The 17058-nt window shown below is 61.4% G+C and carries 13 protein-coding genes and 3 pseudogenes; 9 read left to right on the top strand and 7 right to left on the bottom strand.

Going from position 1 to position 17058, the window contains the following annotated elements; translation table 11 throughout:
* Positions 1-419: 419 nt before the first annotated feature.
* The 4 genes and pseudogenes from AC1DK4_RS33110 to AC1DK4_RS33095 form a co-directional block, all read right to left on the bottom strand.
* On the bottom strand, positions 420-2675 hold the full coding sequence (locus tag AC1DK4_RS33110) for a xanthine dehydrogenase family protein molybdopterin-binding subunit (protein WP_477132031.1): 2256 nt from the start codon (positions 2673-2675) through the stop codon (positions 420-422).
* 10 nt (positions 2676-2685) lie between these two features.
* On the bottom strand, positions 2686-3144 hold the full coding sequence (locus AC1DK4_RS33105; RefSeq protein WP_441614141.1) for a (2Fe-2S)-binding protein: 459 nt from the start codon (positions 3142-3144) through the stop codon (positions 2686-2688).
* Between the two features lie 11 nt (positions 3145-3155).
* Entirely contained in the window at positions 3156-3473 is a 318-nt protein-coding gene (locus tag AC1DK4_RS33100; protein WP_441614142.1) for a c-type cytochrome, read from the bottom strand.
* A 20-nt stretch (positions 3474-3493) separates the two neighbouring features.
* Positions 3494-4140: pseudogene (locus tag AC1DK4_RS33095) on the bottom strand (SDR family NAD(P)-dependent oxidoreductase).
* A gap of 274 nt (positions 4141-4414) precedes the next feature.
* Here AC1DK4_RS33095 and AC1DK4_RS33090 point away from each other — a divergent pair.
* Both AC1DK4_RS33090 and AC1DK4_RS33085 read left to right on the top strand, forming a co-directional pair.
* Positions 4415-5221 carry an alpha/beta fold hydrolase gene (locus AC1DK4_RS33090; protein ID WP_441614144.1) on the top strand — a complete coding sequence of 269 codons (807 nt, stop codon included), beginning with the start codon at positions 4415-4417 and terminating at the stop codon, positions 5219-5221.
* Positions 5222-5358: 137 nt separating this feature from the next.
* Positions 5359-6422: pseudogene (locus tag AC1DK4_RS33085) on the top strand (IS256 family transposase); the annotation flags it as partial.
* 25 nt (positions 6423-6447) lie between these two features.
* On the opposite strand, the gene AC1DK4_RS33080 reads toward AC1DK4_RS33085, so the two are convergent.
* Positions 6448-7686 carry an IS110 family RNA-guided transposase gene (locus AC1DK4_RS33080; RefSeq protein ID WP_441614145.1) on the bottom strand — a complete coding sequence of 413 codons (1239 nt, stop codon included), beginning with the start codon at positions 7684-7686 and terminating at the stop codon, positions 6448-6450.
* Positions 7687-7920: 234 nt separating this feature from the next.
* Here AC1DK4_RS33080 and AC1DK4_RS33075 point away from each other — a divergent pair.
* From AC1DK4_RS33075 to AC1DK4_RS33065, 3 genes and pseudogenes are all read left to right on the top strand, one after another.
* A pseudogene (locus tag AC1DK4_RS33075) lies at positions 7921-8142 on the top strand (transposase); the annotation flags it as partial.
* Positions 8143-8422: 280 nt separating this feature from the next.
* A complete protein-coding gene (locus tag AC1DK4_RS33070) occupies positions 8423-8626 on the top strand; it encodes a hypothetical protein (RefSeq protein WP_441614146.1) in 204 nt (67 codons plus the stop codon).
* Between the two features lie 19 nt (positions 8627-8645).
* On the top strand, positions 8646-9185 hold the full coding sequence (locus AC1DK4_RS33065) for a carboxymuconolactone decarboxylase family protein (protein WP_441614147.1): 540 nt from the start codon (positions 8646-8648) through the stop codon (positions 9183-9185).
* Between the two features lie 117 nt (positions 9186-9302).
* Here AC1DK4_RS33065 and AC1DK4_RS33060 read toward each other — a convergent pair whose 3' ends face one another.
* Together AC1DK4_RS33060 and AC1DK4_RS33055 are read right to left on the bottom strand one after the other, a co-directional pair.
* The gene (locus tag AC1DK4_RS33060; RefSeq protein ID WP_441614148.1) at positions 9303-9677 is read right to left on the bottom strand and encodes a hypothetical protein; all 375 of its coding nucleotides are present in this window, start codon (positions 9675-9677) and stop codon (positions 9303-9305) included.
* 370 nt (positions 9678-10047) lie between these two features.
* A complete protein-coding gene (locus tag AC1DK4_RS33055) occupies positions 10048-10956 on the bottom strand; it encodes a LysR family transcriptional regulator (protein WP_477132030.1) in 909 nt (302 codons plus the stop codon).
* Positions 10957-11077: 121 nt separating this feature from the next.
* Here AC1DK4_RS33055 and mdlC point away from each other — a divergent pair, with 121 nt between their 5' ends.
* From mdlC to AC1DK4_RS33035, 4 genes are all read left to right on the top strand, one after another.
* Positions 11078-12697 carry a benzoylformate decarboxylase gene (gene mdlC / locus AC1DK4_RS33050; protein WP_477132029.1) on the top strand — a complete coding sequence of 540 codons (1620 nt, stop codon included), beginning with the start codon at positions 11078-11080 and terminating at the stop codon, positions 12695-12697.
* 49 nt (positions 12698-12746) lie between these two features.
* Entirely contained in the window at positions 12747-14195 is a 1449-nt protein-coding gene (locus AC1DK4_RS33045) for an aldehyde dehydrogenase (RefSeq protein WP_477132028.1), read from the top strand.
* Positions 14196-14208: 13 nt separating this feature from the next.
* Positions 14209-15399, top strand: coding sequence for a 4-hydroxybenzoate 3-monooxygenase (gene pobA / locus AC1DK4_RS33040; RefSeq protein ID WP_441614152.1), 1191 nt, complete (start codon positions 14209-14211; stop codon positions 15397-15399).
* Positions 15400-15670: 271 nt separating this feature from the next.
* The gene (locus AC1DK4_RS33035; RefSeq protein WP_441614153.1) at positions 15671-17053 is read left to right on the top strand and encodes an MFS transporter; all 1383 of its coding nucleotides are present in this window, start codon (positions 15671-15673) and stop codon (positions 17051-17053) included.
* The last annotated feature ends 5 nt before the right edge of the window (positions 17054-17058 follow it).

The following is a 17058-nucleotide window of genomic DNA, read 5'->3' as shown; positions in this document are numbered from 1 at the left end:
CGGCTTGCGAAACGACGTGCCTCGCGGCTCGAATACGACCTCACCCAGACGGATGCCGACACCAGACAAGGCGCATAGGGCATCCTGGCGCGTGGGTGGTCAGTACCCATGAGCGGTCGGTGTCTCACATTAAAAGTGCATTATAGGTTTCTTTCTGTAGCTCGACACTGATCCTGGTGCTAATTCCCGGTTACATCGAATGAACTAAGTTCTCGACCTTACAAATCCATCGTCATCGAGGACGACAAAGCCCTTTGAGGGAACACTACCAAGTGCGGGCGCGGCATACAGGGTGCACAGTAACCAAACGGTTGCTGCTAACAGTAGATTGTGAGGCAGAGAGGACGTGATGCCTCTCTGCCTCTCTGCCTCTAAACGATCAAACGATCAAACGATCAAACGATCAAACGATCAAACGATCAAACGACGAAGGGCATCTGCCGCTGGCGCTTGCCCGTCAGCCGGAACAGTGCATTGGCGACCGCCGGTGCGATCGGCGGCACGCCAGGCTCGCCCAGTCCCGACGGTGCGTCTTCGGACGGCACAAAGAACACGTCGATGCGCGGTGCATCGGGCATCCGCGGTGGCGGATAGTCCGGAAAATTGCTGTTCCGAACCACTCCGTTCTCCATCTCGATGGCGAAGCCGGGCCGAATCATCGACAAGCCGAAGATGCATGCGCCCTGGACCTGGGCTTCTGCAGTCAGCGGATTGACGACGCGATTGCAGTGGACACCGGCCGTGACGTTGTGCACGCGCGCCTCGCCCTTGGCGACGGACACTTCGACGACATACGCAATTACGGTCCCGAACGATTCGTGCACGGCCACGCCCCACGCATGCCCCTTCGGCAATTTGCGCTTGCCGTAGCCGGCCTTATCCGTGGCCAGCTGCAAGGCGGCGCGGTGTCGGGCATGCTTGGTGGTGTCGAGTCGTGCCATGCGCCAAGCGACGGGATCCTGCTTCGCGGCCGTGGCGATCTCGTCGATCAGCGTCTCCTTGACGAAACTCGTGTGGGTGTTGCCCACCGAGCGCCACCAGAGCACCGCGACATCGACCTTCGGGTGATGGGCCGTCACCTGCATCGGCAGAGCGTATTCGTTCTCGACGATGCCTTCGGTCATGGTCGAGTCCACGCCGTTCTTCACGAGAACAGGCTCAAATGGGGTTCCCATGACGATCGACTGGCCGACGATCGCGTGCTGCCAACCTACGACCTGCCCCTTTTCGTCGAAGCCGATGCGCGCGCGGTGGACGTGCAGCGGGCGGTAGTAGCCGCCCTTGATATCGTCTTCGCGACTCCACATGACCTTGAGCGGTTCGGCATGCCCTCTGGCAATCCACTCGCGAAGTACGCCTGCCGATTCGACCAGGTAGTCCGACGTCGGCACGGCACGCCGGCCGAAGCCACCCCCGGCCATCATCGTGTTCAGCGTCACCTTCTCGACCGGCAGCGACAACGTTTGGGCGATCGCCGTCTGATCGACGGTCTGAAATTGCGAGCCGACCCAGACCTTGACGCTGGTCGCCTTATTGCCGCTAATCTCGGCCTGCATGGTACAGTTGAGCGGTTCCATCGGCGCGTGCGCGAGATACGGCAGCCGATATTCGGCGTCGATCACGCGCGCAGCGCCCGCGAGGACCGCCTGCACGTCGCCACTCTCCAGCGGGAGCGCCATCTTGCCCGGCTGCATCGCAAGCTTGCTGTATTCCTCGTAAAGCGCCTGCGTGCTGACCTTCGAGCCCGTGTCCTCCCATTCGATCTGCAGCGCGTCGCGCCCCTGCTTGGCCGCCCAGTATCCGTTGGCGACCACCGCCAGGCCGGAGCCGCCGCGATCCGCGGGCACCTGCATGACGTCGACGACGCCCTTGATCGCGCGCGCCTTGTCCGCGTTGAACGACTTCACCTTGCCTCCAAAGCGGGGCGGGTGCGCGACTACGGCGACAACCATGTCCTTGAGCCGGGTATCGATGCCGAACACGGGGTCGCCTCGCAGCTTCGAGGCGGCATCCAGGCGCGGCATTGGCTTGCCGATGAGGCGGAACTGCGATGGGTCCTTCAATACCACGGTCGTCGGCACCGGCAGACTCATGGCCGCATTGGCGAGCTCACCATAGGTGGCGCGACGCGTGCCCGATGTGACCACCCCCTGCACGGCGGCGCAGCTGGCGGGGTCCACATTCCATTGTTTGGCCGCCGCAGTCACGAGCATCGCCCGGGCGCGTGCGCCGAGCTCGCGATACTGCGTAAACGAATGCATCAGCGCGGTGGAGCCGCCCGTCATCTGAATACCGAAGCCCGGATCGCGGTAAGCATCGCCGGCCGGGGCCAGCATTGACCGCACGTTCTTCCAGTCCACGTCGAGCTCGTCGGCCAGCACCATTGGCAGCGCGGTATGCACACCCTGTCCGAACTCGAGCCGATTGACCGCAATCGTCACCGTGTTGTCGGGGGCGATGATCACGAATGCCTGCGGAGGCGACGGCGATTTTTGCTTCGCGCCGTCTTCCGCTGCCTGGGCGAGTTCGACACCGCCGACCAGGCCCAGCGCGAGTCCGCCGCCGGCAACGCCGGTCAGTTTGAGAAAGGTGCGGCGCGAGAGCGGCGCGACGCTGTTTTCGGGCGCGGCCGTGCTACCACCGCCCGCCAGCGCTTCCAGTCCACGAATACGCATGTGGCGCTCCTCAGGCGATCGCGCGCGCGGCATCCTTGATAGCCGCGCGGATACGTTGATAAGTGCCACAGCGGCAAATGTTGCCCGCCATCGCTTGATCGATATCGGCATCGTTCGGCCGCGGCTTGGTGCGCAGCAAGCTCACGGCGCTCATCACCTGACCGTTCTGGCAGTAGCCGCATTGCGCCACATCGTGCCGGATCCAGGCGTCCAGAACCGCGCGGCCGATTCTGTCGTCGCCCATGCTCTCGATGGTATTGACCTTAGTGCCGGTCACCGACGAGATCGGCATAACGCAGCTCCGCGTCGCTGTGCCGTTGATATGGATCGTGCACGCGCCGCACGCGGCCATGCCACAGCCGAACTTCGTGCCAGTCATGCCGAGATTATCGCGGAGCGCCCACAGCAGCGGCGTGGACGGATCGGCGTCGACATCGACCGTCTTGCCATTGATGTTCAGGGTGGTCATTCTGGCCTCCTCTACTTCTGCGAAAGGACCCACTGCGCCAGGGCGGTGAGATCGGCATCGGGCACTTGCGGCTGCGGCGGCATCGGTACAGCGCCCCACTTACCGCTGCCACCGGCCTTGATGCTGGTTGCGAGTTGCTCCGTTGCCTTGCTGCCGCCCTTATATTTGGTGGCGATTTCTTTCCACGACGGACCTACCAGGCGGGCATTTGCCTGATGGCAGCCCACGCACGCGTACTTCTGTGCGAGGGCTTCACTGGCTCGGGCCGGTTGGTGAGAGAAGAGGGTGGCCATAGCAACCAAGGCCAGAGGGGCGATTGTTTTGTTCATGGGGAGTGAGGTTCAGGGTTTTAGTCTTGCTTCCCGGCACGCGCCGCGTAGCGCGGCGCGGCGACGCGGGAGGACAAATTTGACGCCATGGCTTCGCGCGCGGTCTCCCATGCATGCCATTGCGAGTCGTCCTGTAACGACGGAATCGAGGCAAACACGTCGGCGTCGAGGTCGCTCAGTGCTGCGTCCACCAGCGTTTCGGGTGTCATGACCCAGCTTTCCGGGAGATTCGACGTAGGGAGACCCGCGACTTCCCAGAAGTCAGTGCCGGTAGCCCCCGGCAGTACGACCTGAACGGTCACGCCGCTTTCGCTCAACTCTTTCTTCAACGAGCGGCTGAATGCGAGTACGAATGCCTTTGCGCCGCCGTAGACCCCATTGAGGATCTCGGGAGCGATCGCGACGATAGATGCGATGTTGATGATCACACCGGCGCCGCGCGCGGCAAACGCTGGCGCGGCCGCATAGGACAAGCGCATGACGGCGGTGACGTGTCTACGTGGGCACCATGCGTGCTCGCGAGCCTCGCCGCATGCGCGCGCAGCCGTTCTTCATTGCGTGCAACGAGAATAAGGTCATAGCCGCGTGCCGCGAGGCGATCGGCGTAGACGGCGCCGATGCCGGAGGACGATCCAGTGACGAGAGCGGTTCCGAGTTGTGATGGCATGTGTATCCCTTTGGGTGAGAGCGAGTTGCCTGGTGCGCATGGAGTGGCAAGCAGATACGCCCAAGCATAGGGATAGTGATGTTCCACGGACTGACATATACGCACAATTTTCGGACAACAATCTTGCATGCACGTGTCGTCATACTCGGCGGTGCGTGGGCGCGAACCAAAGGCATGACCGAAAGCGCCGCGTTTATGTCCTGCATCGGGACGGATTCGGCAATACGCTTGGCGGGGTACTCATCGAGAACGATCCACAATATATCTACCCACCATGACACGTTCTTTCGACATCGACACTCCATATGGCCGAATCTGCGCGCGCGAAACGGGCCCCGAGGGAGGTCTCCCGCTACTGCTGCTGCAGCGGTTCCGCGGCACGATGGATGATTGGGATCCGGCGTTTATCAAAGAACTGTCGGCGGATCGGCGCATCATCTGGTTCGACAGTACGGGAATCGGGCGGTCGGGCGGCATCGTGCCGGACACGATTGCGGGCATGGCGGCGGTAGCATGCGCGGTCATCGCAGCACTGGGTCAAAAGCAGGTGGACGTGTTGGGTTGGTCGCTAGGCGGGGTGGTCGCGCAGCAGTTGGCACTTGAGGCCCCGCATCTGGTGCGACGCCTGATCGTCGCTGGATCCAGTCCCGGTGGAATCACAGATGGGCCGCAACCTCATCCGAGAGTTCCGCAGGTCATGACACGTCCCGTCAATGACATCGAAGATTTCCTGTTTCTATTCTTCTCGAAAAGCGAATTCGGAGTCGATGCGGGCCGCGCCTCGTTGAAGAGAATCGCTGACCAACTGGACCGCGGCCCCGCCGTCACGGCCGAGGCATTCATGGCACAAATCAAGGCCATTTCGACGTGGCAGGGCGTGCTGCACCGGGCCAGCGAACTACGTCTGCCGATGCTCGTTGCCAACGGCGCGTGTGATGTCATGCTACCGGCCTATCGCTCTTTCGTATTGTCACAGCAGGCACCCGATGCAAAGCTAATCCTTTATCCCGATGCTGGCCACGCGTTCCTGTTCCAGGAGGTTGAAGATTTCGTGATGCAGGTAGACCGCTTCCTAGCATAAGTGATGGCCGTCGCGAACCCATGGCGATGCGGCCGCAGCCATAGCAGCGAGCATGAGGGTCATTAGTATCCACCCCGCAGCGAGGACCTGTCAGAAATTTTGTGTTTGGGGCATAACATGTCGCCAAGGAGCATGTCATGCCACGCAAAACCAAGACGAGCCGGGCCGCTGACCGTGAGCTGCCCACCATCCCCGAGGACTTGATCGCCCATTTCGTGAAGGGCCCGATGACTGCCGAGGCGGTCCAGGACGCTTCGATGGCGTTCAAGAAGGCCTTGATCGAACGAGCTTTGGGCGCCGAGCTAGGCCATCATCTGGGCTACTCGCCGGGCGCCGAGCGTCCGGCCGGCACGGCCAACCAGCGCAACGGCAGGAGTGCCAAGACCGTGCTGACCGAAGACGGCCCGTTGCGCGTAGACATCCCACGCGATCGCGACGGCAGCTTCGATCCGATCCTGATTCCCAAGCACGAGCGGCGCTTCACCGGGTTCGATGACAAGATCATCGCCATGTATGCCCGTGGCATGACCGTGCGCGAGATCCAGGCGTTTCTGGCCGAACAATACGGGACCGAGGTCTCACCGGAGTTCATCAGCTCGGTAACCGACGCGGTCATGGACGAGGTCACCGCCTGGCAGGGCCGCCCGCTGGAGGTGATGTACCCGGTGGTGTTCTTCGATGCGCTGCGGGTCAAGATGCGCGAGGACGGCGTGGTGCGCAACAAGGCCGTCTACCTGGCCTTGGGCGTACTGCCAGACGGCACGCGCGACATCCTGGGCCTGTGGATCGAAACCACCGAAGGCGCCAAGTTCTGGATGAAGGTGTTTAATGACCTGAAGACCCGTGGCACGCAGGACATCCTGATTGCGGTGACTGACGGGCTCAAGGGCATGGAGCAGGCCCTGAATGCGGTGTTCCCGGACACGACGCTGCAGACCTGCATCGTGCATCTGATCCGAAACAGCCTGGAGTACGCCAGTTGGAAGGAGCGCCGGGCCGTCGCAGCGGCTCTCAAGCCCGTGTACACCGCGCCCACCGTGGAGGTTGCGCTGGCCGAATTGGCGGCCTTCGAGCAAGGGGAATGGGGCAAGCGGTACGCCCGATCGCCGCGTCCTGGCGTCGCGCCTGGGACCAGGTGATCCCATTCTTTATGTTCCCGCCGGCGATCCGCAAGATCATCTACACGACGGATGAAGTTGACAAGCCCCCGCGGCAATCTCCGCCGTTCATGGCGTCCGTATCGGTGGCCAGGGAGCGCGAACCGCACCCTGCGGTCGCGCTTGCTTCCAGCGCGAGAACAGGCGTTGGTAAGCCTGCTCGGCTTGCTCTCCAACTGCACGCTCCAGATCCCGGACGGACTTCAGATTGTAGGCGGCGGCAGACCCCTTGCGGCTACCGCGGCGCGCAGGAGGCAGGCCTGCCTGCAATTCCAACTCACGGGTCTTTCGCGCTGTCAGCGCTGGGCGATCCCACGCGAAGGATTCGTTACGCGTGAGGACGTGCCAGACGATTATTGCCAGCTTGCGCGCGGTGGCAACAGCCGCGATCTGCTGACCGCGATGATCCCGGATGCGCAAGAAGAAGGCACGAATGGGGCCGGCCGTTTGCGCTGCGGCCCAGGCAGCCTCAACTAGCATGGCACGCGCGTAGGAGCGTCCGCGCTTGCTGATGTGTCCGTGCTTTGCTGGGTGCGAGCCGGATTGGTAGACCGAAGGATTGAGGCCAAAGTAGCTGACCAATTTCTCCGGCGAGCGAAAGCGAGCAATATCGCCGATGGCGGAGAGCAAGCCGATCGCAACGGTGGTGTTGACGCCGGTGATGGTCAGGAGCTTGCGCAGCCTGTCGTCCTGAATAGCGGATTGGGCCAGGATGCGCTCGACCTCCTGCAGATTCTCTGCCAGCCGGTCCAGCTCATGCAACCGCTGGTCGATCCCGATGCGCTCATCCGTGGGTAGCTGCTGCCAGCTCAGCCAGGCCCGCCCTTTCTTGCCAAACAGGTCTGTCGCCGGACACCGCTCGATGAGATGTGCGGCAAGGACGGCGTGAATCTCATTCTTGAGCCGCGTCCGCTGCCGCACGATCTGGGCTCGACGCGACACCTGCCGCCGCATCGCTTGCGTGGTCTCGTCTGGAATCCAAACCTCGGGCAGGAAGCCACTCGCATAGAGTTGCGCGAGGATCGTCGCATCGATCTTATCCGTCTTCACGCGGGCTTCCGCAATCAGACGGACTTGCAGCGGGTTGGCGACGATCACCCTGCCGACATGGCCTCTCAACACATTCGCAATAGCGATCGTATTGCCGGTCGCCTCGAGTACCACGTGGTCGTCGGGCTTTAGCTTGGCGGCAAAGCGCTCCAGCTCATCGCGTCGCAGTCCGACGCGCCCACCGGCGCGCAGCAGGCCATTCTCCAGATAGGCGATCTCAGCTACCGATCGCGATACATCCAGTCCTATCACTCGCATTGGCGTCTCCCATGGGAAACATCGCAAATGGGAGCCGGTGGGACAGCACGACAACTACGGATTCGCGCTCGCAGCGCAACCGGGCGGGTCGCAGGGGCGGCCAACTACTAACACGAGCTCGCGGCTCAACGTATATGAACGGCCTGCCCACCCGAAGTGCTCCCCGGTGCCCCTGTCCCGGATGGTCTAACCATACACCAAGTTACTCGGTGAGGAGGAGGGGCACCGGCTCCTATCATGCCGGTTACCAACGCCATTGAGAGCATCAATGCGCAGTTGCGCAAGATCATCAAGACGCGGGGCCACTTCCCCAGCGACGAGGCGGCGACCAAGCTACTGTGGCTGGCCCTGCGCAACATCACGGGGAAGTGGGGCAGTTCAACGCATGACTGGAAGGCTGCCATGAACCAGTTTGCGATCCACTATGAGGAACGGTTCACCCATCCACATCGTTGAGATAATGCCGGCTCACCGGTCGAAATGATAGTGAGCCTTTAACTGCCCTGCACACAAAAAAACTGACAGGTCCCGCAGCGACAAAGAATCTCATCCATCGGTTCACGCTTCTACCCCTACTTTCCGTTTCCTCGCTTTCGCCAACCCTCGGCCTCACGTCCGAAAAAGTCTACCAACGAAACACTATTGCGCTAGCGAACGATTGTTACGCTGAGGCGAAAGCAATGTTTGGCGAATTATCTTCGAACACGGCCTTGTCGTCGTTAGGGTAGAGCTAGTTGTGAAAAATCGACTGCCTCCCGTCCCACGCGCCATGCCGCTGCCTGCATTTATCGGTGAAACGATGTGGAAGCTCGAGACCGCCACCACCGAGGTGGTGGTGGATGTCGCGATGCCGCTGCGCAACAACCCTGGTTCCCAGGAACACGCGTTGGTCGACCAGTTCAACCAGTCCCTCGCCGAGAACCCCATCCCCGTAGCTTAACCTTACTAAAGGAATCCAAATGACTCGTATGTCCACGATCGATATCACGTCCGCCACCGGCCTGACTGCGGAACTGTTCGCCAACATCAAACGCGGCCTAGGGAAGGTTCCGAACGCGTACGCGAGCATTGGTTCGCAATCTCCCGTCGTGCTCCAATCGTTGTTGGCGACAAACGCAGCCTTGAAATCCAGCGGCGAGCTTTCTGCGAAAGAGCTGGAAGCAATCAACCTTGCTATTAGCGAAAACAGCGGTTGCGACTATTGCCTCGCAGCACATACTTTGACCGGCAAAATGGCGGGTTTTACTGCTGAACAGATGCTTGAACTGCGCGCCGGCGGATTGAGCTCTGATGCAAAACTCGACGCGCTCGTAAAGTTCGTACTGACCCTCGTTCGCACAACCGGTACCGTTCCGCAGAGCAGCCTGGATAACGTACGCCGGGCTGGCTATACCGATTCGCAAGTCACTGAATCGATTCTCGCAGTCACTGCGATTCTGACGACCAACATCTTCAATCGCGTCAACGATACGACTCTGGACTTTCCGGCGGTCAAGTAACCATTCGACAGCCGTGTAATCACGCATATCTTGACTTCCCTTCATTTTTTTCGGGAGGTCAAGATCTAGGCTAGCTTCATATATGCGGATCGCACTGAAAACCCTGAATTGCAGCAGCTAGTAGGTCGGGAAGGCGTAGGCCACCACCCCTGCATTCGCGCGCCAGTAACCGCCTTCCATGCCCGGCTGGTCGTGCAGCGCCAGATCGAGCACCGCCTGCGCCGCAGCCAGGTCCATGGATTCGCGTCGATCGTCCTCTGATGGAAGTTGCTGGCGAACGCGTGCTGCGCCGGCCTGCAGGGTCTGGCAACTGATCGAGGTAAGTTGGCGCGCACGCGCAATCTGGGGGCCGGCGCCTTGGCGACTCAATAGCAGCAGCAGCCACCCCAGCACAAAAGCGGCCACAGTGATAGATAGCCACAAGATCAGCAGATCGCGTCGGGCGGATGGTTGCAGCAGCGACAGGTCAGGTTTCCTTTTGATGTGAGACACCGATTGGTCAATCGGTGGGCGATCGGCAATCGGCTGGCAATCGTAACCTTGCCAGAAGGGGCATTGCCGTGCAAGGAACCGCTCGGCTAGACGACCCGCACACCTACGTGTCCTTCTTCAGCGTCATGGAAATAATGAGCAGCTTCTCAGGATGCCGAGAAGCGATGCAGGAGCATCCTCGCCTTGTTCCAGGCTGCGAGATAACCATACTTTCGATGACGATCTGCTGAAGGTGATGAACGCCCGCTCTCTGCCAGTGAACAGACACATCGAAATCGGATCCAGTATGTCGGTAAAGGGTCGGTCAGAGACGGCCGCGGCTTCGCGCAGGGCATCCGACAGAGACCGGCCTGACCCAGCGCCACGACAATCATGATAGTTGCGCCGTTAGAGCGCGCAGTTCCTCGAGAAGCTTGATCGAAGGACCGGGCAGCATGCCGGCCCTTCGACGGAATGCAGTCAGAACTCTCTTGTCGCTGGCGCCCGGTATCTCCAGAGCGTCGATGAGTCCCGCCTTGCGCTCGGCGTCGTACATGGGCTCGGGCATCCAGCCGAGGARACCTGAACGGCCAATCAAGCTCTTGAGCGCAGTGACGGAGCGTGTCTCGACGACGACGTTGGGCAAGGCCAGGTTCTGTCGCGAAAACACCTTCTTCATATGCTCGAAAGGCGCGGTTCCCTTCGGAAGCATGACCCAACGCTCTTGCAGCGTATCAACGAGCTTGAGATTTGGTTTTTTTCGCAAAGGATGGCGCCGACCAGCAACCACGTAGCTGGTGTCCTCCCAACGGCAATCCTTGACAGCGACGATTTCGTCAGTGTCCTCAATGTCGGCCCCCAGCGCCAGATCGATTTCGTGCGAGACAAGCGCATCAGCAAGGCGATCCCAGACTCCTTCGATGATCTGGACTTGAAGATTTGGCCACTTCTTGCATGTGCTGCCGATTGCCAATGGAAGCACCAGGCAGGCGATGCTGCCGACTGCGCCGACGCGAATCGTTCCTTTTGCCAAGCCCAGCATCGCCTTGATGTCCTCACTCGCATGCTCAGACTCGCGCTGCAAAAGGAGCGCGTGGGGCTGCAACGCCCTGCCCACATCCGTCAACTGCATCCCCTTTGAGTGACGCTCGAACAGAGGTGCGCCAACCTGCTCCTCGAGCCGGCGAATCGTGCGACTAAGAGCCGGCTGCGTCACATTCAAGGCGTCAGCCGCGCGACCAAGGCTTCCGGACGAAACGATGGCGTTGAAGGCGACAAGATATTGGAGATCGAAAGTCATGCCTAACGGTAATGACTTTCTCTCAAAAAAGCAATTTTCATGAGAGTGATGAGCTTTCACACTTGCGCCATCGAGACAAGCGCTGCGACCCGTCCAGCGCACAACAGAAGGAAAGCGCGAAATGACCGGACCCGTACCACTCGCCGTCGTCGAAGCAGCCAAGCAACCCAGCACCGTCACCGTTCGCGACGCCGTCATCGACCTCATGCGTCGTTTCGGCATGACATCCGTGTTCGCGAACCCCGGTTCGACTGAGCTCCCGATGTTTCGCGATTTCCCAAGCGACTTCCGCTACGTGCTGGGTTTGCAGGAGGCTACCGTGGTCGGCATCGCGGATGGCTACGCCCAGGCAACGCGAAATGCTTCCTTCGTGAACTTGCATTCGGCAGCAGGCGTGGGCAATGCGATGGGCAACATCTTTACGGCTCATAGAAATCGCACGCCGATGGTCATCACGGCAGGCCAGCAAGCGCGTTCGATCCTCCCTTTCGACCCATTCCTGTCTTCCGCCCAAGCCACTGAACTCCCCAAGCCCTATGTGAAATGGAGCATCGAGCCTGCGCGCGCTCAAGACGTGCCAAAGGCCATCGCGCGGGCGTACTACATCGCGATGATGCCGCCGCGTGGCCCCGTGCTCGTGTCGGTGCCGGTAGACGACTGGGACCAACCAGCAGAGTTCGTGCCGGCAAGGGTTGTGAGTACGGAACTTCGCCCGCAGCCTGCCGTTCTGGCACAAATCGGCGACGCGCTAGATGCAAGTCATCGACCGGCGATCGTCGTAGGTGCCGCAATCGATCGGGACAACGCGTGGAACGAGGTCGTTGCTCTTGCTGAGGCGCACAACGCCCGCGTGTGGGCAGCGCCGATGTCGGGCCGGTGTAGTTTCCCCGAAGATCATCGGTTGTTCGCTGGCTTCCTGCCCGCAATGCGCGAGCGGATCGTCGAACTGCTCGGTGACCATGACCTGATCCTGGCCATTGGTGCGCCCGCGTTCGCGTATCACGTCGAAGGCGCGGGACCACACATCCCAAGCGGAGCTACGTTGTGCCAGCTAACTGAGGACCCGGATACCGCGGCTTGGACGCCGGTTGGAATGTCGGCTGTCGGCAGCATCCGCCTTGGAGTTCTTGATCTGCTCGCCCGCCCGGCGCCCCAGATTCGAGCCTCGCCGCCGGCCAAGATCAGCGCGCCAAAGGCAGAGCCTTCGCCGTTGATGTCGGTTGCCTATGTCCTTCAGACGTTGGCGGAAGTAAAAGCGCCCGAGGACATCGTGGTCGAGGAAGCACCGAGCGCCCGCCCGGTGATGCAAGCCTATCTGCCAATCACCCGCAGCGAAACTTTCTTCACGATGGACAGCGGCGGTCTCGGCTACGGCATGCCGGCAGCAGTGGGCGTAGCGCTCGGCAAACCGGGCAGCCGCGTCATCTGCCTGATGGGCGACGGTTCCAGCATGTACTCGATACAGGCGCTGTGGACCGCAGCGCAACTCAAGCTGCCGATCACTTTCGTGATCCTGAACAACCGTCGGTACGCTGCGCTACAAGATTTCGCGCCCGTGTTCGGGTTCTCCGCAACCGATGTCGTTCAGGGAACGGAACTGCCCGACATCGATTTCCTGTCGCTGGCAAAGGGCATGGGATGCGCCGCCACACTCGTCAGCGATTCCGGCGATTTGCGGACGGTGCTCGACCYTGCCCTGGCCGGCAAGGCGCCAAACGTCGTGGAGGTTCAGGTCGCCTGAACACACCGCCCACTCCCGCTTCCATACAAGACCTTCCGGAGACAAACCAATGAAGATTTCGATGCTGATCAACGGTGAGCAAGTCCAGGCCCGCAATGGCGCCACCTTCGAGCGGCGCAATCCGCTTGACGGCAGCGTTGCGACGGTCGCGCCCGCGGCCACCGAGGAAGACGCGGTCGCGGCCGTCGACGCTGCCGCCGCGGCCTTCAAGACCTGGTCGCACACGGGCCCAACCGAGCGTAGAACGATGCTGACGAGGGCCGCACAAGCGCTCGAAGCGAAAGCCGAGGCATTCGCGGCTGCAATAGCGTCCGAGACCGGCGCGTCGGCGATCTGGGCAGGCTTCAACGTTCACCTTGCGGCCGGTATGCTTCTCGAGGCCGCATCGCTGACCACGCAGATCGGCGGCGAGATCATTCCTTCCGACGTGCCGGGCAACCTCGCCATGGGTGTACGACAGCCTGCGGGAGTCGTTTTGGGCATCGCTCCCTGGAACGCGCCCGTGATCCTGGCTGTACGGGCCATCGCGACGCCACTGGCTTGTGGCAATACGGTGGTGCTCAAAGGCAGCGAGATCTGTCCGGCGACACACGGCCTCATCATCGAGGCGCTGCAAGAGGCCGGGCTACCCAAGGGCGTGGTGAACTTTGTCACCAATGCGCCGGCCGACGCGGCTGCTGTAGTGGAGGCCATGATTTCGCACCCGGCTGTGCGACGAGTGAACTTCACGGGATCAACCCACGTGGGCAAGCTCATTGCCGCAACCTGCGCGAAGTACCTGAAGCCCGTGGTTCTCGAACTCGGTGGCAAGGCGCCGCTGGTCGTCCTCGACGACGCCGACGTCGATGCTGCCGTCAACRCGGCCGTGTTCGGTGCGTTCGCCAATTCGGGACAGATCTGCATGTCGACCGAGCGGATCGTCGTCGATTCGGCCATCGCCGATGATTTCGTTGCCAGGTTGAGCGCACGTGCATCGAGTCTTCCGCTCGGTGATCCGCGTCTTGGCCCGGCGGTTCTCGGCTCAGTCGTGGACATGAGCACGGCAAAACGCTGCAACGAACTGATCGATGATGCGCTTATGAAAGGCGCGAAGCTCGTGGCGGGTGGCAAGGCGAACGACACGCTGATGCCCGCGACCCTGCTCGACCACGTAACGCCGGACATGCGCATCTTCCGCGAGGAGGCTTTCGGCCCCGTGAAAGGCATCGTGCGTGTCAGTGGCGTGGAAGAGGCGGTCGCTTGCGCCAACGATAACGAATACGGCCTCGCAGCCGCGGTCTTCGGCCGTGATGTGGCGCGCGCCATCCAGGTAGCGGGACGCATCGAGTCCGGCATTTGCCACGTGAACGGGCCCACGGTGCACGACGAAGCGCAGATGCCATTTGGCGGCGTCAAGGGCAGTGGCATTGGACATTTCGGCGGGAAAGCCGGTGTCGAGGCCTTCACCGATCTGCGATGGGTGACCGTTCAAACGACCCCGCGTCACTACCCCTTCTGAGCGAAACACCGGAATGAAAACACAAGTTGCCATCATCGGTGCCGGCCCGGCCGGGCTTCTGCTGTCCCACATCCTGCACCTGCAAGGCATCGAGTCGATTGTCCTCGAAACCCGCAGCCGCGAAGCCATCGAGGCCACGATCCGCGCCGGCGTGCTTGAGCAGGGCACGATTGATCTCATGAAAGAGATTGGCGTTGGCGCGCGTATGGAGCGCGAGGGCTTTCGGCACGAAGGAACCATCCTGCGCTTCAACGGCATTGACCGCCGCATCGATTTTCCAGAACTCACTGGTGGCAAGGCTGTGATGGTCTATGCACAGCACGAGGTGATCAAGGACTTGGTGGAAGCGCGCCTGGCGACGGGTGGCGACATTCGGTTCGAAGTGACCGATGTCAGCATCCACGACCTCGACTCGACGGCACCGAGCGTGCGATTTCGTCAATGGGGCGGCAATCTGCAGACAATTGAAGCCGACTTCATCGCCGGCTGCGATGGCACGCAAGGGGTTAGTCGCCCATCGATTCCGAAAGGCATGCTTAGCGGGTTTGAGCGGCTCTATCCTTTCGGATGGCTCGGGATCCTGTGCAAGGCACCGCCGTCATCAGACGAACTGATCTACGCCTTAAGCGATAGGGGCTTTGCTCTCGTCAGTACGCGTTCGCCGGATGTGCAACGCATGTACTTGCAGTGCGAGCCGACCGACAAAATTGAAAACTGGTCCGACGACCGTATCTGGAGTGAATTTCGCGAACGCCTGGCAACGCGTGACGGCTGGGCCCCCAAAGAGGGCCAGATATTCAGCAAGACCGTGGTCGGCATGCGCAGTTCCGTGACTGAGCCGATGCAGTACGGCCGCCTGTTCCTGGCGGGAGACGCGGCGCACGTAGTGCCGCCCACGGGTGCCAAGGGTCTGAACCTCGCGGCGGCCGACGTACGAGTGCTCGCAAGGGCCATCGGCAAGTTCTACAAGAACGGCCGTCAGGATCTGCTCGAGCGCTACAGCGAAACCGCACTGCGGCGCATCTGGAAAGCGCAACGCTTCTCGTGGTGGATGACCTCGATGCTGCATCGCTTCCCCAACGCGGACGAGTTCCAGCACAAGGTGCAGGTCGCCGAACTCGACTACGTAACCGGCTCGCGTGCTGCTTTGACAGCGCTGGCCGAGAACTATGTCGGCTTGCCATTCGACGCGCTCGACGACTGAGATTCAGTCCGTCAGACCGCCCGGGAAGAGGCGGAGGCTGTTCGAAAGCTATGTGGTGAGGAATGCCGTTTTCTCGATAAAGCAGTTTTCCGGCAGGCGTACAGGTTGGACACCTCTACTGCTACTACCAGGGCGCGCGGACGCCAGAGCGCTCAATCAGGAGACAAGACATGATCGATCGAACCCCGTCAGCCGTTGGCTCGCAAGCTTTTCCATCGCGCGGCCAATGCCAGCGCATGCTGCCCACGACCTGCAACTTGGGAGTACGCGCATGAGCCCCCAAGCGGTTCCCTTCAAGGGCAATGCCGATATCGGTCGTCTGCTCGACGATGGCGCCTATACGACCATGCAAAAGATTGTGGTCTTCCTGGCAGCCATGTCCATTGTGATGGACGGCTTTGATGGTCAACTCATCGGCTTCGCGATTCCGTTGATGATCAAGGAGTGGAACATCACGCGAAGCGCCTTCGCCCCAGCGGTTGCCGCTGGCCTCATTGGCATGGGGATCGGCAGCGCCTGCGCAGGCCTGTTCGCGGACCGATTCGGACGTCGGATGGCGGTCATCTCCAGCGTCTTTGTCTTCGGCGCAGCGACCTGCGCCATTGGCCTCGCGCCCGATGTCCTGACCGTGGCCGCACTTAGGTTTGTCGCCGGCCTGGGCATTGGTGGCGCACTGCCGAGTTCGACCACGGTCACGGCCGAGTTCACGCCGGCGCGCCGCAGGACGCTCGCAGTCACGGCCACGATTGTGTGCGTGCCGCTCGGCGGCATGCTGGCGGGCCTCTTTGCCGGTGAAATCCTGCCGGCATTCGGCTGGCGCGGACTGTTCTTTATCGGTGGAACTTTTCCAATTGCGCTGGCTATCATTCTTCTGTTCACCTTGCCAGAGACGCCTCGATTCCTGGCACGCCATCCGGCACGCTGGGATGAGTTGGGCAAGCTGCTAGGGCGTATGGGCCATCCGATGGCCGCCAATGCAACGTACACCGACGCCGCGGAACAGGGCGTAGAAGAGCGGGCCGGGTTTGGCGCGCTGTTCTCAGATGGTCTGGCGCGCGACACTCTGGCAACCTGGGCTGCGTTCTTCCTGTGTCTTACCGCCGTCTACGGCGCCTTTAGCTGGCTGCCGACGATGTTGGCATCAGAAGGATTGTCGATGGCCGTCGCTGGCTCGGGGTTGACCGCCTACAATCTCGGAGGCGTTATTGGCGCGTTGGTCTGTGCTGTTGCGATAACGCGATTCGGGTCACGTTGGCCCTTGGTGCTGTGCTGCGCCGGTGCAGCCGCAAGTGCATTCGCGATGCAGACCCTGAATGTCGGGCGCGACACGCACCTGTTGATCTTCGGTTTCGGTGTGCATGGCATGTTCGTCAATGCAGTGCAGTCCACCATGTATGCGCTGTGCGCGTTCATGTACCCCACCAGCGTCAGAGCGACCGGCACCGCGTCCGCGCTGGCCTTCGGACGACTGGGTGCGATCCTCAGTGCATTCGCAGGGGCAGCGGTCATTACGGCCGGTGGTGCCATGGCTTATCTCGCACTACTTGGCTCCGCGATGGTCTTCGCGATGCTCGCGCTCCTTGTCGTCACGCGTCACATCCCGAAGCGTGAGGGGCTGTTAAAGCCGAGTTCCGCGGTGGCAATCACTAGCTGAAATTC

The organism is Cupriavidus sp. 05N38 (assembly GCF_056397345.1).
This window is presented reverse-complemented; position numbering and strand designations above follow the sequence as displayed.

What these genes read in the sequence shown, in the direction of transcription:
- AC1DK4_RS33065 (WP_441614147.1), top strand. Translation starts at nt 8,646, where the DNA reads ATGACTCGTATGTCCACGATCGATATCACGTCCGCCACCGGCCTGACT.
- AC1DK4_RS33035 (WP_441614153.1), top strand. Translation starts at nt 15,671, where the DNA reads ATGAGCCCCCAAGCGGTTCCCTTCAAGGGCAATGCCGATATCGGTCGT.
- AC1DK4_RS33100 (WP_441614142.1), bottom strand. Translation starts at nt 3,473, where the DNA reads ATGAACAAAACAATCGCCCCTCTGGCCTTGGTTGCTATGGCCACCCTC.
- pobA (WP_441614152.1), top strand. Translation starts at nt 14,209, where the DNA reads ATGAAAACACAAGTTGCCATCATCGGTGCCGGCCCGGCCGGGCTTCTG.
- AC1DK4_RS33110 (WP_477132031.1), bottom strand. Translation starts at nt 2,675, where the DNA reads ATGCGTATTCGTGGACTGGAAGCGCTGGCGGGCGGTGGTAGCACGGCC.
- AC1DK4_RS33105 (WP_441614141.1), bottom strand. Translation starts at nt 3,144, where the DNA reads ATGACCACCCTGAACATCAATGGCAAGACGGTCGATGTCGACGCCGAT.
- AC1DK4_RS33080 (WP_441614145.1), bottom strand. Translation starts at nt 7,686, where the DNA reads ATGCGAGTGATAGGACTGGATGTATCGCGATCGGTAGCTGAGATCGCC.
- AC1DK4_RS33090 (WP_441614144.1), top strand. Translation starts at nt 4,415, where the DNA reads ATGACACGTTCTTTCGACATCGACACTCCATATGGCCGAATCTGCGCG.